The organism is Mammaliicoccus fleurettii, from assembly GCF_002018435.1.
In the GTDB taxonomy this organism is placed as follows: Bacteria; Bacillota; Bacilli; order Staphylococcales; family Staphylococcaceae; genus Mammaliicoccus; species Mammaliicoccus fleurettii.
Genome location: NZ_MWJM01000004.1, coordinates 180,202 through 202,545, shown reverse-complemented (window position 1 = coordinate 202,545; position 22,344 = coordinate 180,202). Strand labels below are relative to the sequence as shown.

The 22,344-nt window shown below is 31.0% G+C and carries 23 protein-coding genes; 16 read left to right on the top strand and 7 right to left on the bottom strand.

The window, feature by feature from the left end:
• The 3 genes from B2G86_RS05295 to B2G86_RS05285 all read right to left on the bottom strand — a co-directional run.
• On the bottom strand, nt 1-647 hold a 647-nt coding region (locus tag B2G86_RS05295), incomplete at its 3' end, for an IS256 family transposase (protein ID WP_198931318.1).
• Between the two features lie 293 nt (nt 648-940).
• Nucleotides 941-1,885 (bottom strand): cation diffusion facilitator family transporter, encoded by a 945-nt coding sequence (locus B2G86_RS05290; protein ID WP_078357090.1) that lies wholly within the window; start codon nt 1,883-1,885, stop codon nt 941-943.
• Between the two features lie 21 nt (nt 1,886-1,906).
• Entirely contained in the window at nt 1,907-2,206 is a 300-nt protein-coding gene (locus B2G86_RS05285; RefSeq protein WP_078357089.1) for an ArsR/SmtB family transcription factor, read from the bottom strand.
• 137 nt (nt 2,207-2,343) lie between these two features.
• Between B2G86_RS05285 and B2G86_RS05280 the strand changes: the two genes are divergently transcribed.
• The 5 genes from B2G86_RS05280 to B2G86_RS05260 all read left to right on the top strand — a co-directional run bounded on the left by B2G86_RS05280 (nt 2,344) and on the right by B2G86_RS05260 (nt 7,037).
• Nucleotides 2,344-2,658, top strand: a complete 315-nt coding sequence (locus B2G86_RS05280; protein WP_078357088.1) for a CHY zinc finger protein — start codon at nt 2,344-2,346, stop codon at nt 2,656-2,658.
• Between the two features lie 107 nt (nt 2,659-2,765).
• Complete coding sequence (locus B2G86_RS05275; RefSeq protein WP_078357087.1) at nt 2,766-3,263, top strand: hypothetical protein; 498 nt, start codon at nt 2,766-2,768, stop codon at nt 3,261-3,263.
• 74 nt (nt 3,264-3,337) lie between these two features.
• Nucleotides 3,338-4,768, top strand: coding sequence for an MDR family MFS transporter (locus B2G86_RS05270; protein ID WP_078357086.1), 1,431 nt, complete (start codon nt 3,338-3,340; stop codon nt 4,766-4,768).
• 122 nt (nt 4,769-4,890) lie between these two features.
• The gene (locus B2G86_RS05265; RefSeq protein ID WP_078357085.1) at nt 4,891-5,955 is read left to right on the top strand and encodes a YkvI family membrane protein; all 1,065 of its coding nucleotides are present in this window, start codon (nt 4,891-4,893) and stop codon (nt 5,953-5,955) included.
• A 47-nt stretch (nt 5,956-6,002) separates the two neighbouring features.
• Nucleotides 6,003-7,037 carry an alpha/beta hydrolase gene (locus tag B2G86_RS05260; RefSeq protein WP_078357084.1) on the top strand — a complete coding sequence of 345 codons (1,035 nt, stop codon included), beginning with the start codon at nt 6,003-6,005 and terminating at the stop codon, nt 7,035-7,037.
• A 45-nt stretch (nt 7,038-7,082) separates the two neighbouring features.
• On the opposite strand, the gene B2G86_RS05255 is transcribed toward B2G86_RS05260, so the two are convergent.
• Nucleotides 7,083-7,586, bottom strand: coding sequence for a GNAT family N-acetyltransferase (locus tag B2G86_RS05255; protein WP_078357083.1), 504 nt, complete (start codon nt 7,584-7,586; stop codon nt 7,083-7,085).
• A gap of 118 nt (nt 7,587-7,704) precedes the next feature.
• Here B2G86_RS05255 and B2G86_RS05250 point away from each other — a divergent pair, with 118 nt between their 5' ends.
• From B2G86_RS05250 to B2G86_RS05220, 7 genes are all read left to right on the top strand, one after another.
• Nucleotides 7,705-8,628 carry an NAD-dependent epimerase/dehydratase family protein gene (locus B2G86_RS05250; RefSeq protein ID WP_078357082.1) on the top strand — a complete coding sequence of 308 codons (924 nt, stop codon included), beginning with the start codon at nt 7,705-7,707 and terminating at the stop codon, nt 8,626-8,628.
• A gap of 12 nt (nt 8,629-8,640) precedes the next feature.
• The gene (locus tag B2G86_RS05245; protein WP_078357081.1) at nt 8,641-9,324 is read left to right on the top strand and encodes a response regulator transcription factor; all 684 of its coding nucleotides are present in this window, start codon (nt 8,641-8,643) and stop codon (nt 9,322-9,324) included.
• A gap of 1 nt (nt 9,325) precedes the next feature.
• On the top strand, nt 9,326-10,387 hold the full coding sequence (locus B2G86_RS05240; RefSeq protein WP_078357080.1) for a sensor histidine kinase: 1,062 nt from the start codon (nt 9,326-9,328) through the stop codon (nt 10,385-10,387).
• Nucleotides 10,388-10,436: 49 nt separating this feature from the next.
• Nucleotides 10,437-11,198: an ABC transporter ATP-binding protein gene (locus B2G86_RS05235; protein WP_078357079.1), complete on the top strand. Its 762-nt coding sequence runs from the start codon at nt 10,437-10,439 to the stop codon at nt 11,196-11,198.
• Complete coding sequence (locus tag B2G86_RS05230) at nt 11,188-13,122, top strand: ABC transporter permease (RefSeq protein ID WP_078357078.1); 1,935 nt, start codon at nt 11,188-11,190, stop codon at nt 13,120-13,122. Before B2G86_RS05235 ends, B2G86_RS05230 begins: the two co-directional genes overlap by 11 nt.
• A 195-nt stretch (nt 13,123-13,317) precedes the next feature.
• Nucleotides 13,318-13,935: a DUF47 domain-containing protein gene (locus B2G86_RS05225; RefSeq protein ID WP_078357077.1), complete on the top strand. Its 618-nt coding sequence runs from the start codon at nt 13,318-13,320 to the stop codon at nt 13,933-13,935.
• Nucleotides 13,936-13,948: 13 nt separating this feature from the next.
• Nucleotides 13,949-14,947 carry an inorganic phosphate transporter gene (locus B2G86_RS05220; RefSeq protein WP_078357076.1) on the top strand — a complete coding sequence of 333 codons (999 nt, stop codon included), beginning with the start codon at nt 13,949-13,951 and terminating at the stop codon, nt 14,945-14,947.
• A 174-nt stretch (nt 14,948-15,121) separates the two neighbouring features.
• On the opposite strand, the gene B2G86_RS05215 is transcribed toward B2G86_RS05220, so the two are convergent.
• Entirely contained in the window at nt 15,122-15,934 is an 813-nt protein-coding gene (locus B2G86_RS05215) for a LysM peptidoglycan-binding domain-containing protein (protein ID WP_078357075.1), read from the bottom strand.
• A gap of 318 nt (nt 15,935-16,252) precedes the next feature.
• Between B2G86_RS05215 and B2G86_RS05210 the strand changes: the two genes are divergently transcribed.
• The 3 genes from B2G86_RS05210 to B2G86_RS05200 all read left to right on the top strand — a co-directional run bounded on the left by B2G86_RS05210 (nt 16,253) and on the right by B2G86_RS05200 (nt 18,245).
• Complete coding sequence (locus tag B2G86_RS05210; protein WP_078357074.1) at nt 16,253-16,900, top strand: Bax inhibitor-1/YccA family protein; 648 nt, start codon at nt 16,253-16,255, stop codon at nt 16,898-16,900.
• Between the two features lie 136 nt (nt 16,901-17,036).
• Entirely contained in the window at nt 17,037-17,750 is a 714-nt protein-coding gene (locus tag B2G86_RS05205) for a YebC/PmpR family DNA-binding transcriptional regulator (protein WP_078357073.1), read from the top strand.
• A 12-nt stretch (nt 17,751-17,762) separates the two neighbouring features.
• Complete coding sequence (locus tag B2G86_RS05200; protein ID WP_078357072.1) at nt 17,763-18,245, top strand: cupin domain-containing protein; 483 nt, start codon at nt 17,763-17,765, stop codon at nt 18,243-18,245.
• Between the two features lie 64 nt (nt 18,246-18,309).
• Here the strand turns inward: B2G86_RS05200 and B2G86_RS05195 are convergent, their stop codons facing one another.
• Nucleotides 18,310-19,419 (bottom strand): 5-methyltetrahydropteroyltriglutamate--homocysteine S-methyltransferase, encoded by a 1,110-nt coding sequence (locus tag B2G86_RS05195; protein ID WP_078357071.1) that lies wholly within the window; start codon nt 19,417-19,419, stop codon nt 18,310-18,312.
• 128 nt (nt 19,420-19,547) lie between these two features.
• On the opposite strand from B2G86_RS05195, the gene B2G86_RS05190 reads away from it, so the two are divergent.
• A complete protein-coding gene (locus B2G86_RS05190; protein WP_078357070.1) occupies nt 19,548-21,065 on the top strand; it encodes a phospholipase D-like domain-containing protein in 1,518 nt (505 codons plus the stop codon).
• A gap of 554 nt (nt 21,066-21,619) precedes the next feature.
• On the opposite strand, the gene B2G86_RS05185 is transcribed toward B2G86_RS05190, so the two are convergent.
• On the bottom strand, nt 21,620-22,171 hold the full coding sequence (locus B2G86_RS05185; protein WP_078357069.1) for a TetR/AcrR family transcriptional regulator: 552 nt from the start codon (nt 22,169-22,171) through the stop codon (nt 21,620-21,622).
• Nucleotides 22,172-22,344: the final 173 nt, after the last annotated feature.

Sequence of the window (22,344 nt, the reverse complement as noted above, 5' to 3'; positions counted from 1 at the left end):
AAAAATTCAGACCAAGCCTTTTCAGATTCTTGATTAGAAATTTTAAAGCCAATAATTTCACGCTGTCTAAGTTCATTAATACCCATTGCGGTGTAAACACCCTTGGATACTATTTTATTATTCTCTCTAACTTTTATATACATAGCATCAACAAACACATACTTATATTGATGATTCGTAATGGGTCTACTTGCCCATTCTTGAATATCAGGATCTATATTTTTCATTACTTCAGAAATCGTTGATTTCGATACAGATTCCCCTGATAAAGCCTCGACAATCTTCGTGATATTCCGAGTTGAAACACCATTAATATAAGCTTCCATCATAGCTAAAATAAGAGATTGATCAGAGCGTGTGTACTGTTCGAAAACGTCAGTTGTAAACTCACCATCACGTGTTCTAGGCACTTTCAGATGAATTTTACCAACAGGCATCATAAAATCACGTTCGTAGTAGCCATTTCGTTGGGCAATCCTTTTAGGATTCTTTTGTTTGAAATCTGCATTTACATACTGGTCTCTTTCCATCTCCATATAAGCATTTAAGACAGATACAGCAATACTTTTCATAGCTGTATTTAAGTTACTTTCAAATATAGCACTTGCCAATTCTTCAAAGTCTACGTTAATATTTAATTGAGTCATATATAGTCACCTCTACAATTTTTTCTTCGTCGATTACATTGTACTAAAGTGAGCTATATATGGCTCTTATTTTATTACACAATTATATGGACATATTCCAAATACAGTCAAAACGCACGAAGACTCCAGAGATATCGTGCGATTCAGTTCAAATCCAGCCAAAACGCACGAAGACTCCAAAGATATCGTGCGATTCAGCTCAAATCCAGTCAAAACGCACGAAGACATCCTCAAAATCAAAACCATACAATGAGAGGCTGGGACAAATTAAATGTTCCAGCCTTTCTAATTGTTTAATGAACATGTTCTGTTTGATCCATACAACATAATAAAGAATTATCGTGCTGATGGTCTGATGTTTCTAATTGGATAGTAGCATGTTGTATGGATTTATGGTTTAGTTTATGGTTAATTTCTTCTATTATACTGTCGCATTCTAATACTGTTTTTTCTCTATCTACAACTGCATGACAACTTAATGCTGTTAGATCACTTGTGATAGACCAAATGTGCAAATCATGTACATCGATTATTTCTGGATGTGATGTGATTGTTTCTGAAATTTCGTGTATATCGATATTTGATGGTGTTCCTTCCATTAATACGTTTAATGCTGATTTTGTAACACCATATCCGCTTCTTATAATTAGCATAGCAACAATAACACTTGCTATTGGATCGGCTAATTTCCAACCGAAAATTATCATGATTATTGCTGCTACTATTGCACCGACTGACCCTAATAAATCTCCGAGTACATGTATAAAAGCACCACGCATATTTAAATTGTTTTTTGTGTCAGATCCTTTAAACATTAACCAGGCAATAACAAGATTAACGATTAATCCAATTGTACTAATGATGAGCATACCTGTTGAAGCTACTTCAGGTGGATTTATAAATCGTGAGATTGCTTCATAAAAAATGTATAAGCTAATAGCAATTAATAAAATTCCATTTATAAAAGCAGCGAGTATTTCAAAACGGCGATAGCCATAAGTTTTATGTTGATTTGCAACACGTTCACCGAATTTAAAAGCCATGAGTGCAATAAATAAAGAAATTGCATCACTAAGCATATGACCTGCATCTGATAATAAGGCTAAGCTATTTGTAACATATCCTCCAATTACTTCTACAATCATAAATAAAGTAATGATTATGAAAGAAATCAGCAATATTTTTTTATTATTTGTATGAACATGGTTGTGGTCATGTCCGTGATGTTCATGTCCCATATAAACACCTCTCAATTTAAATTAATGTTTAGCGTGTTCGATTGCTTGTTTTAAAAATAGAATAACGTGGTCATCATCAATTGAGTAGAATATGCTCTTTCCTTCTCTTTCAAATTTAACAAGTCGAAGATTCTTTAAAAATCTCAATTGATGGGAAACTGAAGATTGACTAAGTGACAGTGTTTCTGCTATACATCCGACTGAGTGTCTGCCTGTACAAAGTAAATGTAAAATCTTTACTCGAGTTGGATCACTTAATGCTTTAAAGGTTTGTGACACTAGTAACAATGTTTCATCATCTAATATATTATAAGTACTCATTTTATTCTCCTAACATATGAATATATGTTCATATGTTAATTCTATAAAAAATCGTCATCTATGTCAAATGATTATAAATTGACAAAATAGATGCTATTGTGAGATGTTTTGTTTTATTAAAATGTTTGGAGGATATTATGGTAACTATATATGGACTAACAGTAGATGATGAATCTAGATGTGAGCATTATCAAACACCTCTAGATATCATTGCAATTAAATTTAAATGTTGTAACAAATTTTATCCTTGCTATAAATGTCATGAAGAATGTGAAAAACATGAACTTAAAAGATGGGATAAAAGTGAATTTGATGAACATGCTATATTGTGTGGTGTATGTAAACAAACAATTTCAATAAATGATTATATGCTAAAAGAAGTATGCCCACATTGTGCATCAAGGTTTAATCATCGATGTAAATATCATCACCATTTATATTTTAAAATTTAATTTGGTTTAATGTTTTAAAGGTAATTTATTACAAAACGTGTTATAATATTTTTAACTATAAAAATGAGCATACAGTGAATGTTGAAAAGAGAGAAGGAGGACATTAAATGAAAGATTTAATAAAAGGTCATATATTAAGTGGCGAATTTGATACTGCATATAGATTGATGTCCGAAGTGGATTTCTTAGAATTTGAAGAACACTTCATTTCAGCAGCTCACGAAGAAGAAAGTACAATGTTTTATACTTTTATATTAGATTCTATTAAGAAGGAAGAAACAAGTGAACTTCATGACTTAGCATTTTTGCTACATGTCTATCCATATAGTGAGCATGATGGTGCATTCTACTCAGCTTATTATCATGCTGAAAGATCGATGATATTAACAGAATATAAAGAAGTGAAGAGTTTATTGCAAATGCTTTTATTACATGCAATTCCAGAACCTTTGCTATCCGATAAGCAAGCATTTGACATTAGTAAACAAATACTTAAAATAGATCCCGATAATAAAGTTGCTAGAAATATAATGAAAGAAACTGCTAAGAGAATGGATAAAGTTGTAGTAGATTTTTCACAATTATCTAATTCTCAAAATGCATAAACCTAGTCGTTTGACTAGGTTTATTTTTTATGGGATTATAGGAAAGTTACAAAAACAAATATTAGGAGAAACAAATGGATAATCAGGTTAAAAGAAAAATCATCATGATTGTATTTTTGGTTGGTACATTCTTCATGATTTTAAACGAGACGCTTTTAAATATTGCACTAAAAGAATTGATGTCAGTATTTAATGTTGATGCGCCAACTGTTCAATGGATGGCGACTGGTTTTATGTTAGTAATGGGTGTACTGACGCCACTGTCTGCCGTTGTAAATCAATGGTTTACAACGAGAAGGTTATTTTTAGGGTTAGTAACAGTCTTCACAATCGGGACATTAACAGCAGGTTTAGCAATTAATTTCCCTATGTTATTAGTTGGTAGAATGATTCAAGCAGCAGGAACTGGACTTATGATTCCGACAGTTATGAATGCAATGCTTTTGTTATATAATGAGCATGAACGTGGGAAAATAATGGGGCAATTTGGTTTAGTGATTATGTTTGCACCAGCACTAGGACCCACATTATCAGGTGTTATTGTAGACTATATGGGTTGGAGATGGTTATTTTTAATTGTCATTCCATTCATGATGTTCACCTTTATTTTTGCCTATAGATATTTACAAAATGTAGGAGAAATAACGAGACCAAAAATTGATGTTTTCTCAATTATTTTATCTACAATAGGTATATCAACAATCATTTACAGTGTATCTTCAGTTAGTAGTACAGAAGGTGGATTCTCAAATCCATCAATCTTTATAACGTTAATTGTTGGTATAATTATGATGACTTTATTTGTATTTAGACAACTTAAATTAGACGAACCGCTACTGGACCTAAAAGTGTTTAAATACCATAACTATACTAAAGGTGTCATTATATTTGTTGTAGTTATTATGACAATGTTTGCATCTGAAATAGTTATGCCTATGTATTTACAAGGTCCTATGGGATTCAGTGCTAAAATAGCTGGTCTTATTTTATTACCTGGCGCTCTACTTAATGGTTTCTTATCACCATTTATGGGGGCAATATTTGATAAAATTGGACCGAGAAAACTCGTTGTACCAGGTTTGATTGTATTATTATGTGTTTCAATATTTTATTCAACAATTCACCCGGGTATATCCGTTTGGGTATTTGTCGTTGTGTATATTATTTTAATGATCAGTATTTCTGCAGTGTTAATGCCTGCAAATACAAATGCTTTAAATGCTATACCTAAAGAAATGTATCCACATGGAACAGCTGTTTCAAATATGTTACAACCAATTGGTGGTGCATTAGGTATCGCTGTATTTGTGAGTATTATGAATAGTGGTCAAACTACAGCACTTCAAGGTATTAAAAATCCAACAACAGAACAAATTAATAATGCTATGACAGTGGGTATACATCATTCTTATTGGTTTGGTATTGTGTTATTAGTTCTAGCAATAATTGTAGGATTTACAGTTACAAGAGCGAACTATAGCAAATCATTGGAAGAAAAATCGTAACTAAATTTGTGTTTTTACAAAACCACTTACTTTTGTAAGAGGTTTTTTTTAATTACTGGAATAGTTTTTATGATAGTGGGTATATGTCACTATATTGAACAAGTAAATGAGGAGGAAGATTTGTGTCAAATGTTAAAGAAGCAACAAAAATAGGGTTTGCTTATGTCGGAGTCGTAGTGGGAGCTGGATTTTCAACAGGACAAGAAGTAATGAAATTCTTTACACACTATGGTTTGTATGGCTATCTAGGTGTAATCATCTCAGGGATTATGCTAGCGTTCTTTGGCCGACAAGTAGCAAAAATTGGTACTGCGTTAGATGCTGATGATCACAGCTCTACTATCAACTATTTGTTTGGTAAAGCAGGTATTGTTATAGACTATGTATTAATATTCTTCTTATTTGGAATATCTGTCACGATGATAGCTGGTGCAGGTTCTGCATTTCAAGAAAGTTTTGGTGTGCCAACATGGCTAGGAGCTTTAATTATGTGTGTGGTTATTTATATCACACTATTATTAGATTTTGATAAAATTGTTAAAGCTTTAGGTGTAGTAACACCATTCTTAATAATTATTATTCTTATCATTGCAGGTTATTTCTTTATAAATGGACATGTTGGTATTTCTGAAATAAATAGTACAGTAGAAGAGCCAAGTCTATTTTGGGGTATTGCTCAAGGATTCATTTATGGAGGATTAGCTTTCTCTGTAGGATTTAGTACGTTAATTGCAATAGGTGGAGACGCTGATAAACGTCGTATTTCAGGTTTAGGTGGAATTATTGGCGGTGTTATTTATTTAGTATTATTAGCACTGATTAACTCAGGACTATTAGCAGAATATCCTAATATTAAAGATGTAGAAATCCCTACATTAGCATTGGCTAGAACTATATCACCAATAGTTGGTTTAGCACTGTCGGTTATTATGCTAATGGTAATGTACAATACAATTTTAGGGTTAATGTATTCATTTACCGCTAGATTTACGGTACCATTTTCAAAAAAATATGTATTGTTATTAACCATCGCAATGTTATTGGCATATGGATTAAGCTTTGTAGGTTTCTCTGCATTAATAGATAAACTTTATCCAGCAATGGGTGTAATTGGTTTAGTTATATGCGGTGCAATACTCGTTAAATATATATTGAGAAAAAAAGATAATAAAAAACATATCGCATAAAATAAATGAATATGTTAAACTGTCTTCTTACATGAGGAAGTGAACATATGAAAAGGAAAAAACGACGGTTGTTTATTTTGATTGTGGCGATCATCGTTGTTGTAAGTGGTTTTTATATTTTTAATAAATATCAAGAACATAAACAACAAGAAAAACAATTGCAAGCGCAAAGAGCAAATCAATTACTTCTTAATAATAAAAAAGTGAAATTGATTCGGGATGTAAGTTATGGACATTCTGCACCAAAAAGTCAAATGGATATTATTGTGCCTTCAAAAATGAAAAAAGGTGAAAAATTGCCTGTCATATTTTGGACGCATGGTGGTGGATTTATCGCAGGGGATAAAAGACAAAAAAATCCATATTTGGCTCAAATTGCTGAAAAAGGATATGTTATAGTGAATGTTAATTACGCTTTAGCACCAGATTCGCAATATCCTACACCTATACATCAATTAGATCAAGCAACTAAATATACATTGAAATATAAAAATAAATTTAATATTGACCATAAACAAATTCTTTATGGTGGTGATTCAGCGGGAGCTCAAATAGCTAGTCAATATGTCGCTATTCAAACAAATCCAAAGTTACAACAGCAAATGGATATGAAAGCTAGTATCAAACAAGAGTATTTAAGAGGCGCAATTCTATTTGGTGGCCTTTATAATATGCAAACCGTAAGAAGTACTGATTTTCCTAGAATTGATTTATTTATGACAAGTTATACAGGTTCGAAAAAATGGGAAAGAAACTTTGCCCAGATTAATCAATTATCTACTGTAGATCAAGTAACGAAGTATTATCCACCTACATTTTTAACGGTTGGAGATGCTGACCCATTTGATCCACAAAATAGAGAATTTGATAAAGTGTTGAACGAACAAGGTATAGAAACAACAACTTCATTCTTTGATGGTACACATGGTTTGCGTCACCAATATCAATTTCACATGAATTTAAAAGAGTCTAAAACGACTTATAATAGTGTGATGATGTTTCTAGGTGCGAATACGAAACAGTCACCTTATGAGAATAATGCAACTCAAGAATCAGAAACGGTATTAAAGAAAGACAAATAAAAAAGACAAACTAAGCGAGCTTTTGCTTGATTAGTTTGTCTTTTTTTATAATAATTTAGCCATTACAAATTCATCATAAAATTTTTCATTAAAATATAACGTTTCTTCTTTTTTGCCTTCTACTTTGAAACCAAATTTCTCATATAAACGATAAGCAGGTTCATTCTCGGTAACAACGTTTAATTCTAGTCGATGAAGTTGTCTTCTTACCGCCCATGCTTCTGTTTCTTGTAACAATTTATAGCCGATACCTTTGTTTCTAAAAGATGGAAGTAATCCCATAGCAATTTTAGCAGCGTGACTATTTCTTTTTGTTCTTCCACCTTGAAGTGTCACATAACCAATTAAAGCATCATTTAATTCGGCAACAATTATAGTAGAATTACTTGTTGTAATCATTTCTTCTAGAAATAAAGTTTGATTTTGTATTGAAATTTGATGTTCACCTGGATTAAATAATAGATATTCTGATTGATTAATCACGCTATCTAATAATTTATTAAAGTTTTCAACATCATTTATTCGAATTTCTCGTATGATTTCTTTCATAAAATATCTCCTATTTCTATTTATAAATTACAAACAATGTTATATTTATTGTAAATATGCAATAAGTTATAAATATTATAACACATATATAAAGTCCGAATGCAAAGGAGTGCTTAAAATGAAAGCGAATGTATTAATTTCCGGTGGTTCAGGATACATAGGTAAGCATTTAATAAGTACATTAAAAGATGTTGGTAATCTATATACGATTACAAAGTATGAAGCTGATATGATTGACATGGATATCACTTGGAGAAAATGTGATATTTATGTATTAAAGGATATGATTGATGCTTTGGAAGGTATAGACATTGCAATTTATTATTTAGATCCTAATAAAAAATCTGCAAAATTAACACAAAGTACAGCTCGGAATTTGAATTTACTTGCTAGTGATAATATGGCAAAAGCATGTAAAGAAAACAATGTGAAGAAAATCATCTATATTACCGGTTCTCCATTTGATCAAGAAACGATAGATACATTAAAATCAACAGGAATTGAAGTTCAAGCTACAGAGCAATCTATTAAACGACCAGCTGTTTCTATAGAATTACAAAAGTCTAAATTTGATGATGTAAGAAGTGTAGATAGAATGCCCATACCATATGAATGGGACATGGAACAAGTTGTGAAATATTACTTTGAATGGTTACAAGAAACAAGTGGTACCCTTGTCACTACAGAACTAATCGGTGATACGTATAATGTGTACTTTAAACATAGAAGTAATCCGTTATTAAAATTACAACGAATTACCCCAAGTATTCACGAGGATCTCATTCAGTTTAAAGTTGTTGGAGGCGCACTGGTAGTCAATTTGTATGAAGACAATGGTGTATTGGAATTTAGAAAGCTAAGACTGACGAATGAATTCATCGTACATTTATATAACTATATACCAAGAATACCATGGAGTATTTATTATTTATCTCAAGCACCTATTCATAATGTTACGATGAAAGGCTTTGAAGTGGATTGTAGAATAAAAGACTTTCAGTTACGAACAACGGCTGGAGAAATAAAAAAATATACAAAGTAAGAGGGATAGTATATGAAACTATTAATTATTGAGGATGATGAAACTTTATTTAAAGCTATGATAAGCCAATTAGAAAAATGGGATTGGTCCGTACATGGTATAAATGATTTTGGCTTAGTGTTTGAAGAATATAAAGCATTACAACCTGATATGGTTATCATCGATATTCAATTGCCACAATATGATGGATTCTATTGGTGTCGAGCAATTAGAAAACAATCTAACATTCCTATCGTGTTTCTTTCTTCAAGAGATCACCCAATGGATCAAGTGATGAGTATGGAACTGGGTGCAGATGATTTTATTCAAAAACCATTTCATACAGAAGTACTTGTTGCTAAATTACAGGCAATTTATAGAAGAGTTTATCAATATAATAAAGAGGAACCTAGAATTAAATTATGGAATAAAGCACGAGTAGATTATGGCAAACATGTTATAGAGAAAGATGATAATGAAATCTCTCTAACTAAAAATGAAATGTTTATTTTAGAAATATTGCTTAATCATAAGAATGAAGTCGTTAGTAGAGATACAATTATTACAGCATTATGGGATGATGAACAATTTGTTAGTGATAATACTTTAACTGTTAATGTGAATCGTTTAAGGAAAAAACTAACAGACATTGGACTTAATGATTTGATAGAAACGAAAGTAGGCAAAGGTTATATAGCGCATGAGCTGGAGGGATAAAATGATAAAATGGTTTGTTAAGGAAAAATGGACTTGGATATTATTATTTATTCTTATGCAGCTTATTATAATTTTGACAAGTTGGTTAGATGTAGCATTTTCAACAAGAAGTGCATTGTATTTAATAGGTATCAATTTTATTATTTTTATTGTATTTCTATGGTTAATTTATACAAGAGAAACGCGATTTTATATGGCGTTAAAGCATGACATTCCTATAAAAGAAATTGAGCATAAAGCATTAAATCAATCGGCATATGAGAAAATAATTTTCGACTATATTCAAAGTTATGATGAAAGTGTACGACATACTATACATGACCAAAATAAAGAAATTCAGCTTACTAAAAATGACTTACTCGATTGGATACATGAAGTCAAAACGCCTATTACAGCAATGAAGTTATTATTAGATCAAATAGAGGAAACAAAATTAAAACAAGACTTATTATATGAGTGGAGTAGAATAGACTATTTGCTCGATCAACAGCTATATATTAGAAGATTATCTTCAAAGAGTAATGATTTTTATTTTGGACATTATTCATTAAAAGATATGATTATTAAAGAAATTCAACATGCGCGAAATATTAGTTTTGCAAAAGGGATAGGCTATGATATTCAAATAGATGACGAAAAAGTTTATACAGATGAAAAATGGTGTCGTACCATTATTAGACAACTGATTAGCAATGCGTTGAAATATACTAAAAACAGTGACATAACTATTTCTACTTATGAACAAAACAATCAATTGCATTTAAAAATCCAAGATAATGGTAGAGGAATAAAAACACGAGATTTGCCAAGAGTATTTGAAAGGGGATTTACTTCAACTACAAATCAAAGAGAGTCGACTGCTACAGGAATGGGACTTTATTTGGTTAGAGAAATTGCTGAAGGTTTAAGTATAAATGTAAATATAAAATCTACATATGGAGAAGGTACGACTGTGTTACTTATTTTCCCACATCCTAACTGTTTTACTGCTCTTGAACAATCAAGTGACAATAATGTCACTTCAAACCTCAAAATGTACGATGATTCAAAGGAGATTAATTAAAAAAGCCTTTAATATTGAATCATAGACAAATTTCAAAGGAGTTTTGAGGATGAGTATTTTAAAAACTGAACAATTAGTAAAAGTGTATGGTTCTAAAAAAAATCAACAAGAAGTATTAAAACAAATAGATATGACTGTAGAGAAAGGTGAATTCATTAGTATAATGGGGCCATCAGGTTCTGGTAAAACGACCCTTTTGAATGTTTTAAGTTCAATTGATTATGCTACGACAGGTCAAATTGAAATAAATGGCCATCTATTACAAAACATGAATAATAGACAAATGTCTAACTTCAGAAAAAAAGAATTAGGCTTTATATTTCAAGAGTATAATTTATTAAATACACTCACTGTACAAGAGAATATTATGTTGCCTTTAACGATTCAAAAAGTATCAAAAAAAGAGGCACAAATAAGATACGAAGAAATCAGTAAAGCGTTAGGTATATTAGATATCAAAGATAAATATCCAAGTGAAATTTCTGGTGGACAAAAACAAAGAACATCTGCAGCAAGAGCATTTATAGGACAACCATCGATTATATTTGCAGATGAGCCGACTGGTGCTTTAGATTCTAAATCTGCATCTGATTTATTGAATAAATTAAATCAAATGAATGAATCAACTCAATCTACAATCATTATGGTTACACATGATTCTGCAGCAGCTAGTTATTCAAATAGAGTTATTTTCTTGAAAGATGGAAAAGTATATTCTGAACTTTATAAAGGAGACGATGATAGAGAGACATTCTATAAAGAAATCATCAAAACACAAAGCGTGTTAGGTGGTGTTGTAAATGAGCTTTAATCAAATCGTTATTAAAAATTTAAGACGTAACATCCGTCATTATGGAATGTATCTCTTTTCAATAACGATGAGTGTAATGTTATTCTTTGGATTTGTTACGTTAAAGTATTCAGAAGATTTGAATGGTGTACAATCAGGTGTTAAGCCAGAAGCGGCTATAAAAGTTGGTATAACAATATTAACGGTGATTATCGTTATATTCCTACTTTATGCAAATAAATTATTTATTAAAAGAAGATCGAGAGAAATAGGCTTATATCAATTAATTGGTATGACAAAGCGTGAAGTTTTTAAAATATTTGCTTTAGAAAATTTTGTACTATATATGTTAACAGTCGTATTTGGTTCGTTTTTAGGTTTCTTCACTTCAAAAATATTATTAATGATTTTATATAAAATCATCGGCATTCAGCAAGAAGCACATTTAAACTTTAGTGGTGAAGCCTTTATCCAAACCATTATATTAATGGTTGTCATTTATTTAATAATTTCTCTTCAAAACATGATATTTATCAAAAGAAAAACAATTCTTAGCTTAATGAATGAATTTAATGCTACAGACACAAAAATTAAAAGAATTAAACTTTATGAATTAATTTTTGGAGCAATTGGTATTTTAATGATTATCGGAGGATATTATTTATCTAGCGTGATGTTTGATCAAATCGGAACAAAAGGTATGATGGGACTTTATGTGAACATGTTGGCGGTATTGTTCTTAACGATAGTAGGTGCTTACCTATTGTTTAGATGTTCAATATCACTCATATTCAATACAATACGCAAATATAAAAAAGGTATGCTCAGTGTTACAGATGTCGTTTCAACGTCATCAATCATGCATAAAATGAAAACAAATGCACTATCACTAACAATTATCGCAACGGTTTCAGCTATGGCGGTCGGACTATTAGCATTGAGCTATATCTCATATTACAATGTTGAAGAAACAGCTAGAACTACAGCACCAGATGATTATATTTTTGTAAATAAAGATGCAAATAATCAATTTAAAAAAGCTCTAAATGAAAATAATATACAATTTAAAGAGAAAAATTATAATGTAACACGATATGTAATTGATGATACTAAAGTGTTTGCAGGTGCTAACGATACGACAGGTAAATCATCTGACTTTCCAGCAACGGTTGCAAAATCTTCAGAATTTAAAGATATAGATTTAAAAAATAATGAAGTAGCTGTAGTAGGTTATAGTGATATTCTCGATAAAGTGATTAAAGTTAATGATGATGAACATATGTCATATAAATTGAATAATAAAACTAAGCAACTTAAAGTGAAGTCCATAAGTAAAGAATCTTATCTAGCCTCTATCATCACATTTAATTCACCAATCTATGTAGTTTCAGATGATACATTTGATCAAATGAAACAAAATGAAGTGAAAAATGATGATTATAATGAGCAATATGGACTTAATTTGAGTAACGATAAAGATATCAAAAAAGCTGAACAAATATTTGATAAACAAACAAATGATAACGATACTGCACTTTCATATCAAATAATATATAAAGATTCAAAAAGTGGAATTGGCGTGATGCTATTCATTTTAGGGTTCTTAGGTATAGCATTTCTACTTTCAACTGGTTGTATCATTTACATTAAGCAAATCGATGAAACAGAGGATGAAACTTCAAATTATATAATCTTAAGAAAATTAGGTTATACATCTCAAGATATGTCTAAAGGTATCGCGTTGAAAATAGGGTTTAACTTTGCATTACCATTAGTAATTGGCTTAAGTCATGGCTATTTTGCAGCTAAATCAGCATGGTTCTTTATGGGGCAATCATTCTATACACCAGTGCTTATAGTAATGTCTCTATATTCTTTAATTTATATTTTGTTTGCTATCTTAGGTTATGTACATTCTAAACGAGTTATACAACGTGTATTATAAAAAAATCAGACTAATGCTTGCCATTAGTCTTTTTTTATGTTATAAAATACCAGTGTAAATAAACTGTTACAGAATGTTTACATATAAGATAAAAGATTAAAATTAAATTAATAAATAGTGGTCGAATTGATTTTGAAAGAGTACAATGAAAGAGTAATTACGTAAATTAAGATGTAAATTTTGGGAGGATTACTAATGTTTAATAAGAAAAAGGATAAGTTTGGTATTCAGTTAGAAGCTATAGCTGAGAATTTAAGCCGCGCATCAGTTGAATTTGGAGAAATGGATTTTGACTCAGAGTTCGACTTAAAAGCTTATTCAGATAAAATAAAAGCCTATGAGTCTAATGGTGATGATCTTATGCACCAAATGATCACTGATTTGAATCAGACATTCATTACACCGATAGAAAGAGAAGATATTTTAGAATTATGTGATGCATTAGATGATGTATTAGATGAAATGGAAGAAACTTCAGCGATGTTTGAAATGTACTCTATTAGTTATTCAGACGACTACATGGCAGAATTCGTTAAGAACATACAAGCCGCAATCAAAGAAATTGAAATAGCTGTAACTTTAGTAGCTGAAAAGAAATTCTCACATATTCGTGTTCATTCAATCAACATTAAAGAATATGAAACGAATTGTGATGTTATTTTAAGAGAATCTATCAAATACATTTTCAACAGTGAAACAGATCCAGTAACATTAATTAAAATTAAAGATATTTATGAATCATTAGAAGATGTAGCAGATAAATGTCAATTAGTAGCAAACAAATTAGAACAAATTATTATGAAAAATAGCTAAGGAGTTTTAAAAAATGGATAGTTTACTCATTATTACTGTAGCTATTGTTGTATGTGCATTACTTTTTGACTTTATTAATGGTTTTCATGACACAGCCAATGCAATCGCAACAGCAGTATCTACAAAAGCACTAAAGCCAAGACATGCAATTATATTAGCAGCGGTTATGAACTTTATCGGTGCGTTAGTCGCTACTGGTGTTGCTCAAACAATTGCCAAAGATATTGTAGATCCATTTAAATTAGAAAATGGTTCAATTGTGATATTAGCAGCTTTAATTTCGGCAATAGCATGGAATCTTATTACTTGGTACTTCGGGATCCCAAGTTCATCTTCACACGCATTAATAGGTTCAATTGCAGGGGCAGCTATTGCATCTGCAGGATTTGGAGTATTACATTACCAAGGATTTTCTAAAATTATACTAGCTTTAATCGCATCACCACTATTAGCATTTATAGTTGGTTTTACAGTATATTCTATATTCAAAGTAGTGTTTAAAAATAATAATTTGACTAAAACAAATAGAAACTTTAGATTTATACAAATTGGTACTGCAGCTTTACAAGCATTTTCTCATGGTACAAATGATGCTCAAAAAGCAATGGGTATTATTACAATGGCGCTTATTTCAGCAAATATGCAATCAACAACAGACATTGAGCTATGGGTTAAAGTAAGTTGTGCTACTGCAATGGGGCTTGGAACTGCAGTAGGTGGTTGGAAAATAATTAAAACTGTTGGTGGAAATATTATGAAAATACGTCCAGCTAACGGTGTAGCAGCAGATTTATCATCAGCATTTATTATATTTGGTGCTACTTTCATTCACTTACCAGTATCAACTACACATGTTGTATCTTCATCTATATTAGGTGTAGGTTCATCACAGCGCGTAAAAGGTGTGAAATGGACAACAGCACAAAGAATGATTATTACATGGATTATAACGTTACCAGTATCAATCTTACTTGCGTTTGTTATTTATCATATTTGTATGTTATTTGTATAAGAAATAAAATGATAAGAGGCTGGGACAATATATTTGTCTCAGCCTCATTTTGCTATTTTAAATCCGGTAAAAACGCACGAAGACTATTGAGATATCATGCGATTCACCCATATGATACTGTACCTACATACAAACAAAAAAGCCAGTTCACAATGTGAACTGGCTTTTTAAATATTAATGAATATATGAATAGTTATAAACTTGAGAAGCTGGTATTGTTCTATAATCAGTAACACCAGGTGCTGTATTGTAGTTAGTTTCTGAAACTAGTAAACTACCATCTGAATTAATAGATTCAACGTATGACACGTGACCATATTGTCCAGTAGTAGATTGCATAATTGAACCAACTGCAGGTGTGCTATCTACACGGAACCCGTCAGCTTGTGCAGCGCCAGCCCAATATTTTGCATCTCCCCAGTAAGTGCTAATTGCACTACCAGCTTGTGATCTACGGTCAAATACGTAATATGTACATTGTCCCCAGTCATATAAGTTTTGGTCATTGAACGATTGGCTACCACCAGTTTGAGATGGTTGCGTATTGTTAGATGGGGCAGTTGCTGTATCGCTACCACTTCCACCAGCAATTTTTAAGTTTTGACCTGGATAGATAATATAACCTTTTAAATTATTTGATTTCATAAGTTGGTCAACTGAAACACCGTGTTGTTGAGCGATTACATCTAATGAATCACCATTTTTAACTGTGTATGTAGAACCTGAAGTTGCTGTACTTTCTTGAGAGCCACTTCCTCCAGCTGAACTACTTCCGTTTACAGTAATGACTTGTCCTGGGAAAATCATGTTTCCTGAAATATTGTTACTAGATTTCAGTTGATCAACAGACACACCATATTCGTCTGCAATAATCCATAAAGATTCACCATTTTTTACAGTGTGTTGAGTTGATGCTTCTGCATCGTTGTGAGCTGCTATAGCTGCAACACCTGAAACTGCTGTTACTGCGAATGCAAATTTTTTCAAAGGCTTATCCTCCTCGTTATCTAAAAAATATAAAAACAGAATACTAATATATATAAATCCTTCGATAGAATTAATGGTAACAAAAATAACATTACATGTACTGTCTGTAATCACTTTGTAATAAAAACACAATAATTAGAACACGCTTTTATAATAAAAATTTAACTCACTAAAACGTGTTGTGAGCGTATTCAAATGCAATGTGGTAAATTATGTATGTGAACTAAATGTTACAATTATGTAGAGACCTCACAATTGATATATAGCGTTATAACATGTAAAATGTTGGTATTACTTATAAAAAAGGAATGATTATGGATGAGTTATGAACATAATTATGGATCATATCAAGCTGATGACACACATGGTTCAGCAATTAGAAAAACTTGGCTTTATTTCTTATACTATTGGGTGATTTTTGGTATTGGAACTTATTTAGGTCAATTTGTACCACCGGCATTACATCTTCCAATAACGATAGGATTATTTGTACTTATAATGCTCACACTATTTGTAAAATCATCTAGAAAATTTAGCGGTCTTATATCAAATGTCTTTGCTTTCTTAATAGGTATTATTTCATATACTTCCTTTATGTATTATTTAGGCACATTAGGAACTCAAGCATTTTATGGAAATATTGCATTAGCTATTGGTGCATTCGCAGCATTCGGAATTTTAGGTTATTTTATGATTGATGATGCATCAGGTTTAGGTAAATATTTATTCGTTACATTAATTGCACTTATTTTTGCGAGTCTTTTAGGTTTATTTTTGAATAACCCAATTTTTCATACAGTATTATCAGTAATTGGTATAGGTTTATTCTTACTATATACTGTTTACGACTTTAACCGTATGAAGTTAGGCAATTTTTCTCCAAGGGAAATGGGATTCAATTTATTTATCAATCTTCTTAATATCATTATGCACATATTAAGACTCGCAAGTATTATTAAAGATTAAAATAGTTACTAAAGCGGCTGAAACAAATTAAATGTCTCAGTCGCTTATTATTTTTTGACCTGTAAACTTTGCCAGATTAGATCAATATTGTATAATAAGTATGTTAAATAACTCACTTTGAAAGAGAGATGGAATTATGGGACGTAAATGGAATAATATTAAAGATAAAAAAGCCCAAAAAGATAAAAATACAAGTAGAATTTATGCTAAATTTGGCCGTGAAATTTATGTAGCTGCTAAATCAGGTGAACCAGATCCTGAATCAAACCAAAATCTTAAATTTGTATTAGAAAAAGCTAAAACTTATTCTGTTCCAAAACATATTATTGATAAAGCCATAGAAAAAGCTAAAGGTGGATCAGAAGAAAATTATGATGAGCTAAGATATGAAGGTTTTGGGCCAAGTGGTTCAATGCTAATTGTTGATGCATTAACAAATAATGTAAACCGTACAGCTAGTGATGTTCGTGCAGCATTCGGTAAAAATGGCGGCAATATGGGTGTATCTGGATCAGTTGCATACATGTTTAATCATACTGCTGTATTTGCATTTAAAGGAAAATCTGTTGATGAAATTTTTGAACTTTTATTAGAAGAAGATTTAGATGTAAGAGATGTTGTTGAAGAAGAAGAGTTAACAATTGTTTATGCAGAACCTGATCAATTTTCACAAGTTCAAAATGTTCTTAAAGAAAATGGCGTAGAAGATTTTGAAGTTGCTGAACTATCAATGCTAGCTCAATCGGAAGTAACTTTATCAGAAGAAGATCAAGATACTTTTGAAAAGTTAGTAGATGCTATTGAAGATTTAGAAGATGTTCAACAAGTATTTCATAATGTAGATTTATAATAAGGAGTGCTTATGAATAAAGATAAATGGATTAATATGCTTGATTTAATGCCTCATCCTGAAGGTGGATATTATAAAGAAGTCATTAAATCAGAACAAACACTAAGTGATCATAACGCTTTATATACAAGTATTTACTTCTTATTAGAAAAGAACAATATATCTCATTTTCACAGAATACAATCAGATGAAGTGTGGTATTATCATGCAGGTCAAACGTTGACAGTGCATATGATACATCCAGATGGAAAGTATGAACAAGTTAACGTCGGACCTCATGTTGATAAAGGTGATGTATTGCAAGCGTTAGTACCTAAAGGTGTTATATTCGCTTCAACAGTTGAAGGAGACAATGACTATGCACTAGTAGGGTGTATGTGTTCACCAGGCTTTCAGTTTGAGAAATTCGAACTTTTCACACAAGATGAATTGTTAGAACAGTATCCACAACATGAAGAAGCGATTAAAAAATATGCATTTGAATCTATTAAGTAATCTATTATTAATAAAATGAAAAACGTCCAATTCGAATAATACGAATTGGACGTTTTTATGATTATTATAGTTCTCCATATACTTCTTTTGCAGTTTCAATAACGTAAGATAATTTTTTCCATTGATCTTCTTCAGAAAGGATATTACCTTCTTCTGTTGAAGCGAATCCACATTGTGGACTCAAACATAATTGTTCTTTTGAAACATATTTAGTAGCTTCATCTAATCTGTCTAAAATATTTTGCTTATTTTCTAATTCGCCTGTCTTAGAAGTGAAAAGACCTAAAACGATATAAGCATCATCTCTATTGAAATGTCTTAATGGTTCAAAGTCACCAGAGCGGTTATCGTCATATTCTAGGAAGAAACCTTGTAATTTCTCAGTGAATAAATCTTTAGCGATTGGCTCGTAACCACCTGTTATTGCCCACGATGATTGATAGTTACCACGACAAATATGAGATGTGATAAGTAAATCTTCCGGCAAGTCTGCTAATGCATCATTGACTACTTTTGCTGCTAGTTTAATAGCTTCTTCTTTTTCTTCAGCAGTACGTTCTCTATTCTTAATTAGTTGTGTTGTTGCAGCTAACCCAGCCCAATATACATCGTCAATTTGTAAATAACGGCAGCCTAGTTCATAGAACTTAAGTATAGATTGGCGATAAGCTTCTGATACATCTTTAGCATATTCATAAATATCTGGATAAATTTCCTGATTTAAAATGTTTGGATGGAATAATTGATTAGGACTTGGAATAGAAACTTTGCTTGCAGCTCTACCATTTACTTTTTTGTGTAAATAATCAAAATGTTCAAAGTGTGGGTGCTCTGGATTAAATTTCACTTTACCTACAACTTTTACATCATGCTTTTTAGTTTCTACACCATTAAAAGTTAGCCCGATTTCTGGTTCGTAATCTTCAATACCTGTTAAATTCTCTAAGAAATCAAAATGCCAGTAAGAACGACGGAACTCTCCGTCAGTTATACTTTTTAATCCGACTTCTAATTGTTTTTCGATGATTTTATCAATTTCTTGGTCTTCAACTTTTTTTAATTCAGTTCCCGGAATTTCACCTTCTGAATATTGTTGACGTGCTTTTTTTAATGGTTCTGTTCTTAATAAACTGCCTACATGATCAGCACGGAAAGGTCTTAATGGTTCTGTCAATTTACTTCACTCCTATGTATATACTCTAAAAATTCTGAAAAATTTGATATTAATTAAAATTAACAAAGTAATACATCGGTGTCAATTGAATTTTGGTATAATCAAAGTAAAAGGGGTGAATTAAACACTTGGCTAATAAAATAAAGAAAAGTCAAAAGAAAAAAAGTAATTCAGTAAAAAGAAAAAAGAAAAATAATAAAAAGAAAAATAAATTTCAAAAAAAGCATTTATTATGGATTGTATGCTTATTAGTGGTGCTTGTTATTGTCGTAAGTATTTTTCATGTGTTTAAAAATTTACCTCACGGAGTTTCCAAAATAAGTTCTGAAACTAAAACGAATCATGTTGAATTATTAACAGATGTCACTTATAAATCTGGTAATAAAATGCATTATGAACATGAAATATTTGATAAAGTTAATGAAACAATAAATGAAGCTAATGACTTTATTATTATGGACATGTTTTTATTTAATAATTACAAAACTGGAGATAAAACATATCCAAATATAACGCATCGATTAACTCAATCACTCATTGCTAAAAAGAAAGAGAATCCAAATATTAGAATTATTGTCATTACGGATCCGATTAATTCATTCTATGGTTCTTATACACCGAGAAATATTAAGGCTTTAAAAGCAAACAACATAGATGTCCATTACACTGATCTAAGTAAATTGAGGGATTCTAATCCAATCTATTCAGGAACTTATAGAACGTTCTTTCAATGGTTTGGAAATAGTGAAAATGGTAAATTAAATAATCCTTTAAGCAGTGAAGGTCCTGATGTTACAGTAAGAGGCTATTTAAAAATACTAAATATGAAAGCAAACCATAGAAAGACACTTGTAACTGAAAAGCACGGTATGGTCTTATCAAGTAATCCACATGATCCGAGTGGATATCATCAAAATGTTGGTGTAAGAGTAACAGGACCCATTCAAAATGCAATCATTAAATCCGAAATAGCCGTAGCAAATATGAGCGGTGCACAATATTCAGCGAGTGACTTTAAGATTAACAATAATAGTTGGCGTGATGATGCAACATACTCAGTGCAACTAGCTACTGAAGGAAAAATTAAAGAACAAATTCTTAAAAATATAAAAAAATCACAATCTAAAGATCGAATTTCGATAGGCATGTTTTATTTATCCGATAGAGATGTAATCAACGAACTTATTAAAGCATCAAAAAGAAATGTGCAAATAAAGCTTATTTTAGATATTAATAAAGAAGCTTTTGGCAAAGAAAAACCAGGCGTACCAAATAAACCTGTAGCAAGTGAATTAGTAAATCGTTCAAAAGGGAATATTAAAGTAAAATGGGCATTAAGTAATGGCGAGCAATTTCATTCAAAATATTTATTGTTTGAACAACATGAAAACAAGAATGCTGCGATGATTTTAGGATCATCTAATCTAACACGTAGAAATATAGAAGATTATAACTTAGAAACAGACATCATAATTAAAGGTAAACAAGATGACGAAGCATTTACGAAACTATCTCAAAACTTTAATAAAGCATGGGATAATAAAAAATACACAATCACAGCACAATATGATGAATTTAAAGATGAATCATTGTGGAAGAGAGTATTGTATAGAATTCAAGAAAAAACTGGATTATCTAGTTTTTAATAGTTGGAAAGATAGAAGACATCTATATTTACAAAAGTTGAAAGAAGTGTGAGCAAGGACAGCCATATTCACACAAGTGGGAAGAAGTGTGAGCAAGGGTAGCCATATTCACACAAGTCGAGAGAAGTGTAAGCAAGGACAGCCATATTCACACAAGTCGAGAGAAATGTAAGTAAGGACAGCCATATTTACAAAAGTTGAAAGAAGTGTGAGCAAGGGTAGCCATATTCACACAAGTCGAGAGAAGTGTAAGCAAGGACAGCCATATTCACACAAGTCGAGAGAAGTGTAAGTAAGGACAGCCATATTTACAAAAGTTGAAAGAAGTGTGAGCAAGGGTAGCCATATTCACACAAGTCGAGAGAAGTGTAAGCAAGGACAGCCATATTCACACAAGTCGAGAGAAGTGTAAGTAAGGACAGCCATATTTACAAAAGTTGAAAGAAGTGTGAGCAAGGATAGCCATATTTACAAAAGTTGAAAGAAGTGTAAATGATTTTATAACAAAAAAGAGCAGAAATTCAATTTTAACTATGAATTTCTACTCTTTTTTATTATCTATTGATTTTAATAATATTACGATACATAATATCGGCCATCTTTTCTGGTGTTTCTTCACAACCATTTTTCAACCAGCTATATATAGAAGCTATTTGTCCGCCGACTGTGTAATCAAGAAAGTAGTTTACCTCTTCTAGTGTACCAAGACTATGAATCAACTTAGCAAATCTAGTTTTTAAGAGTGAAATAAAACTAATAATTAGTTCTCGCTCAGGATGTGTAACAAATACACTTGTAAAAAATCTTTGATGTTTAGCAATATAATAAAATACATTTGTAAAATATTGTTTTACGTATTTTCTTCTGTCATCAGGATTGTCTATAATAGAGCGTTCTATATTATCCATTAAAGTTTCATAATTCATCATATGGAATCTTTTTATTTCTTCGTAAGTTTCATATTTATCTTTAAAATGTGCATAAAAAGTAGAACGGTTAATACCACATTCTGCACACAACATTTTTATTGTTATTTCTTCAAAATGATAATGTTCTAATAAGTAAACCATATTACTCGTGATTAATTGCCTTGCATGTTTTTTCATATTTCACCTCGAATAATTACATAACTTATATTTTAACAAAAAGAGACGAAAATATACATTAATATTCCTTTTAAATATGAATATATTATGAATATTTATCTAACTTTTCTGTCATTTTAACCCGACAAATTTTTGGAATTTGTTGGTTTAATTTATTTTCATAGAGACGTATA

Coding starts and splice junctions, on each gene's coding strand:
- B2G86_RS05250 (WP_078357082.1), top strand. CDS start 7,705: ATGAAAGCGAATGTATTAATTTCCGGTGGTTCAGGATACATAGGTAAG.
- B2G86_RS05225 (WP_078357077.1), top strand. CDS start 13,318: ATGTTTAATAAGAAAAAGGATAAGTTTGGTATTCAGTTAGAAGCTATA.
- B2G86_RS05260 (WP_078357084.1), top strand. CDS start 6,003: ATGAAAAGGAAAAAACGACGGTTGTTTATTTTGATTGTGGCGATCATC.
- B2G86_RS05270 (WP_078357086.1), top strand. CDS start 3,338: ATGGATAATCAGGTTAAAAGAAAAATCATCATGATTGTATTTTTGGTT.
- B2G86_RS05210 (WP_078357074.1), top strand. CDS start 16,253: ATGAGTTATGAACATAATTATGGATCATATCAAGCTGATGACACACAT.
- B2G86_RS05235 (WP_078357079.1), top strand. CDS start 10,437: ATGAGTATTTTAAAAACTGAACAATTAGTAAAAGTGTATGGTTCTAAA.
- B2G86_RS05255 (WP_078357083.1), bottom strand. CDS start 7,586: ATGAAAGAAATCATACGAGAAATTCGAATAAATGATGTTGAAAACTTT.
- B2G86_RS05205 (WP_078357073.1), top strand. CDS start 17,037: ATGGGACGTAAATGGAATAATATTAAAGATAAAAAAGCCCAAAAAGAT.
- B2G86_RS05185 (WP_078357069.1), bottom strand. CDS start 22,171: ATGAAAAAACATGCAAGGCAATTAATCACGAGTAATATGGTTTACTTA.
- B2G86_RS05200 (WP_078357072.1), top strand. CDS start 17,763: ATGAATAAAGATAAATGGATTAATATGCTTGATTTAATGCCTCATCCT.
- B2G86_RS05230 (WP_078357078.1), top strand. CDS start 11,188: ATGAGCTTTAATCAAATCGTTATTAAAAATTTAAGACGTAACATCCGT.
- B2G86_RS05220 (WP_078357076.1), top strand. CDS start 13,949: ATGGATAGTTTACTCATTATTACTGTAGCTATTGTTGTATGTGCATTA.
- B2G86_RS05245 (WP_078357081.1), top strand. CDS start 8,641: ATGAAACTATTAATTATTGAGGATGATGAAACTTTATTTAAAGCTATG.
- B2G86_RS05290 (WP_078357090.1), bottom strand. CDS start 1,885: ATGGGACATGAACATCACGGACATGACCACAACCATGTTCATACAAAT.
- B2G86_RS05285 (WP_078357089.1), bottom strand. CDS start 2,206: ATGAGTACTTATAATATATTAGATGATGAAACATTGTTACTAGTGTCA.
- B2G86_RS05280 (WP_078357088.1), top strand. CDS start 2,344: ATGGTAACTATATATGGACTAACAGTAGATGATGAATCTAGATGTGAG.
- B2G86_RS05240 (WP_078357080.1), top strand. CDS start 9,326: ATGATAAAATGGTTTGTTAAGGAAAAATGGACTTGGATATTATTATTT.
- B2G86_RS05275 (WP_078357087.1), top strand. CDS start 2,766: ATGAAAGATTTAATAAAAGGTCATATATTAAGTGGCGAATTTGATACT.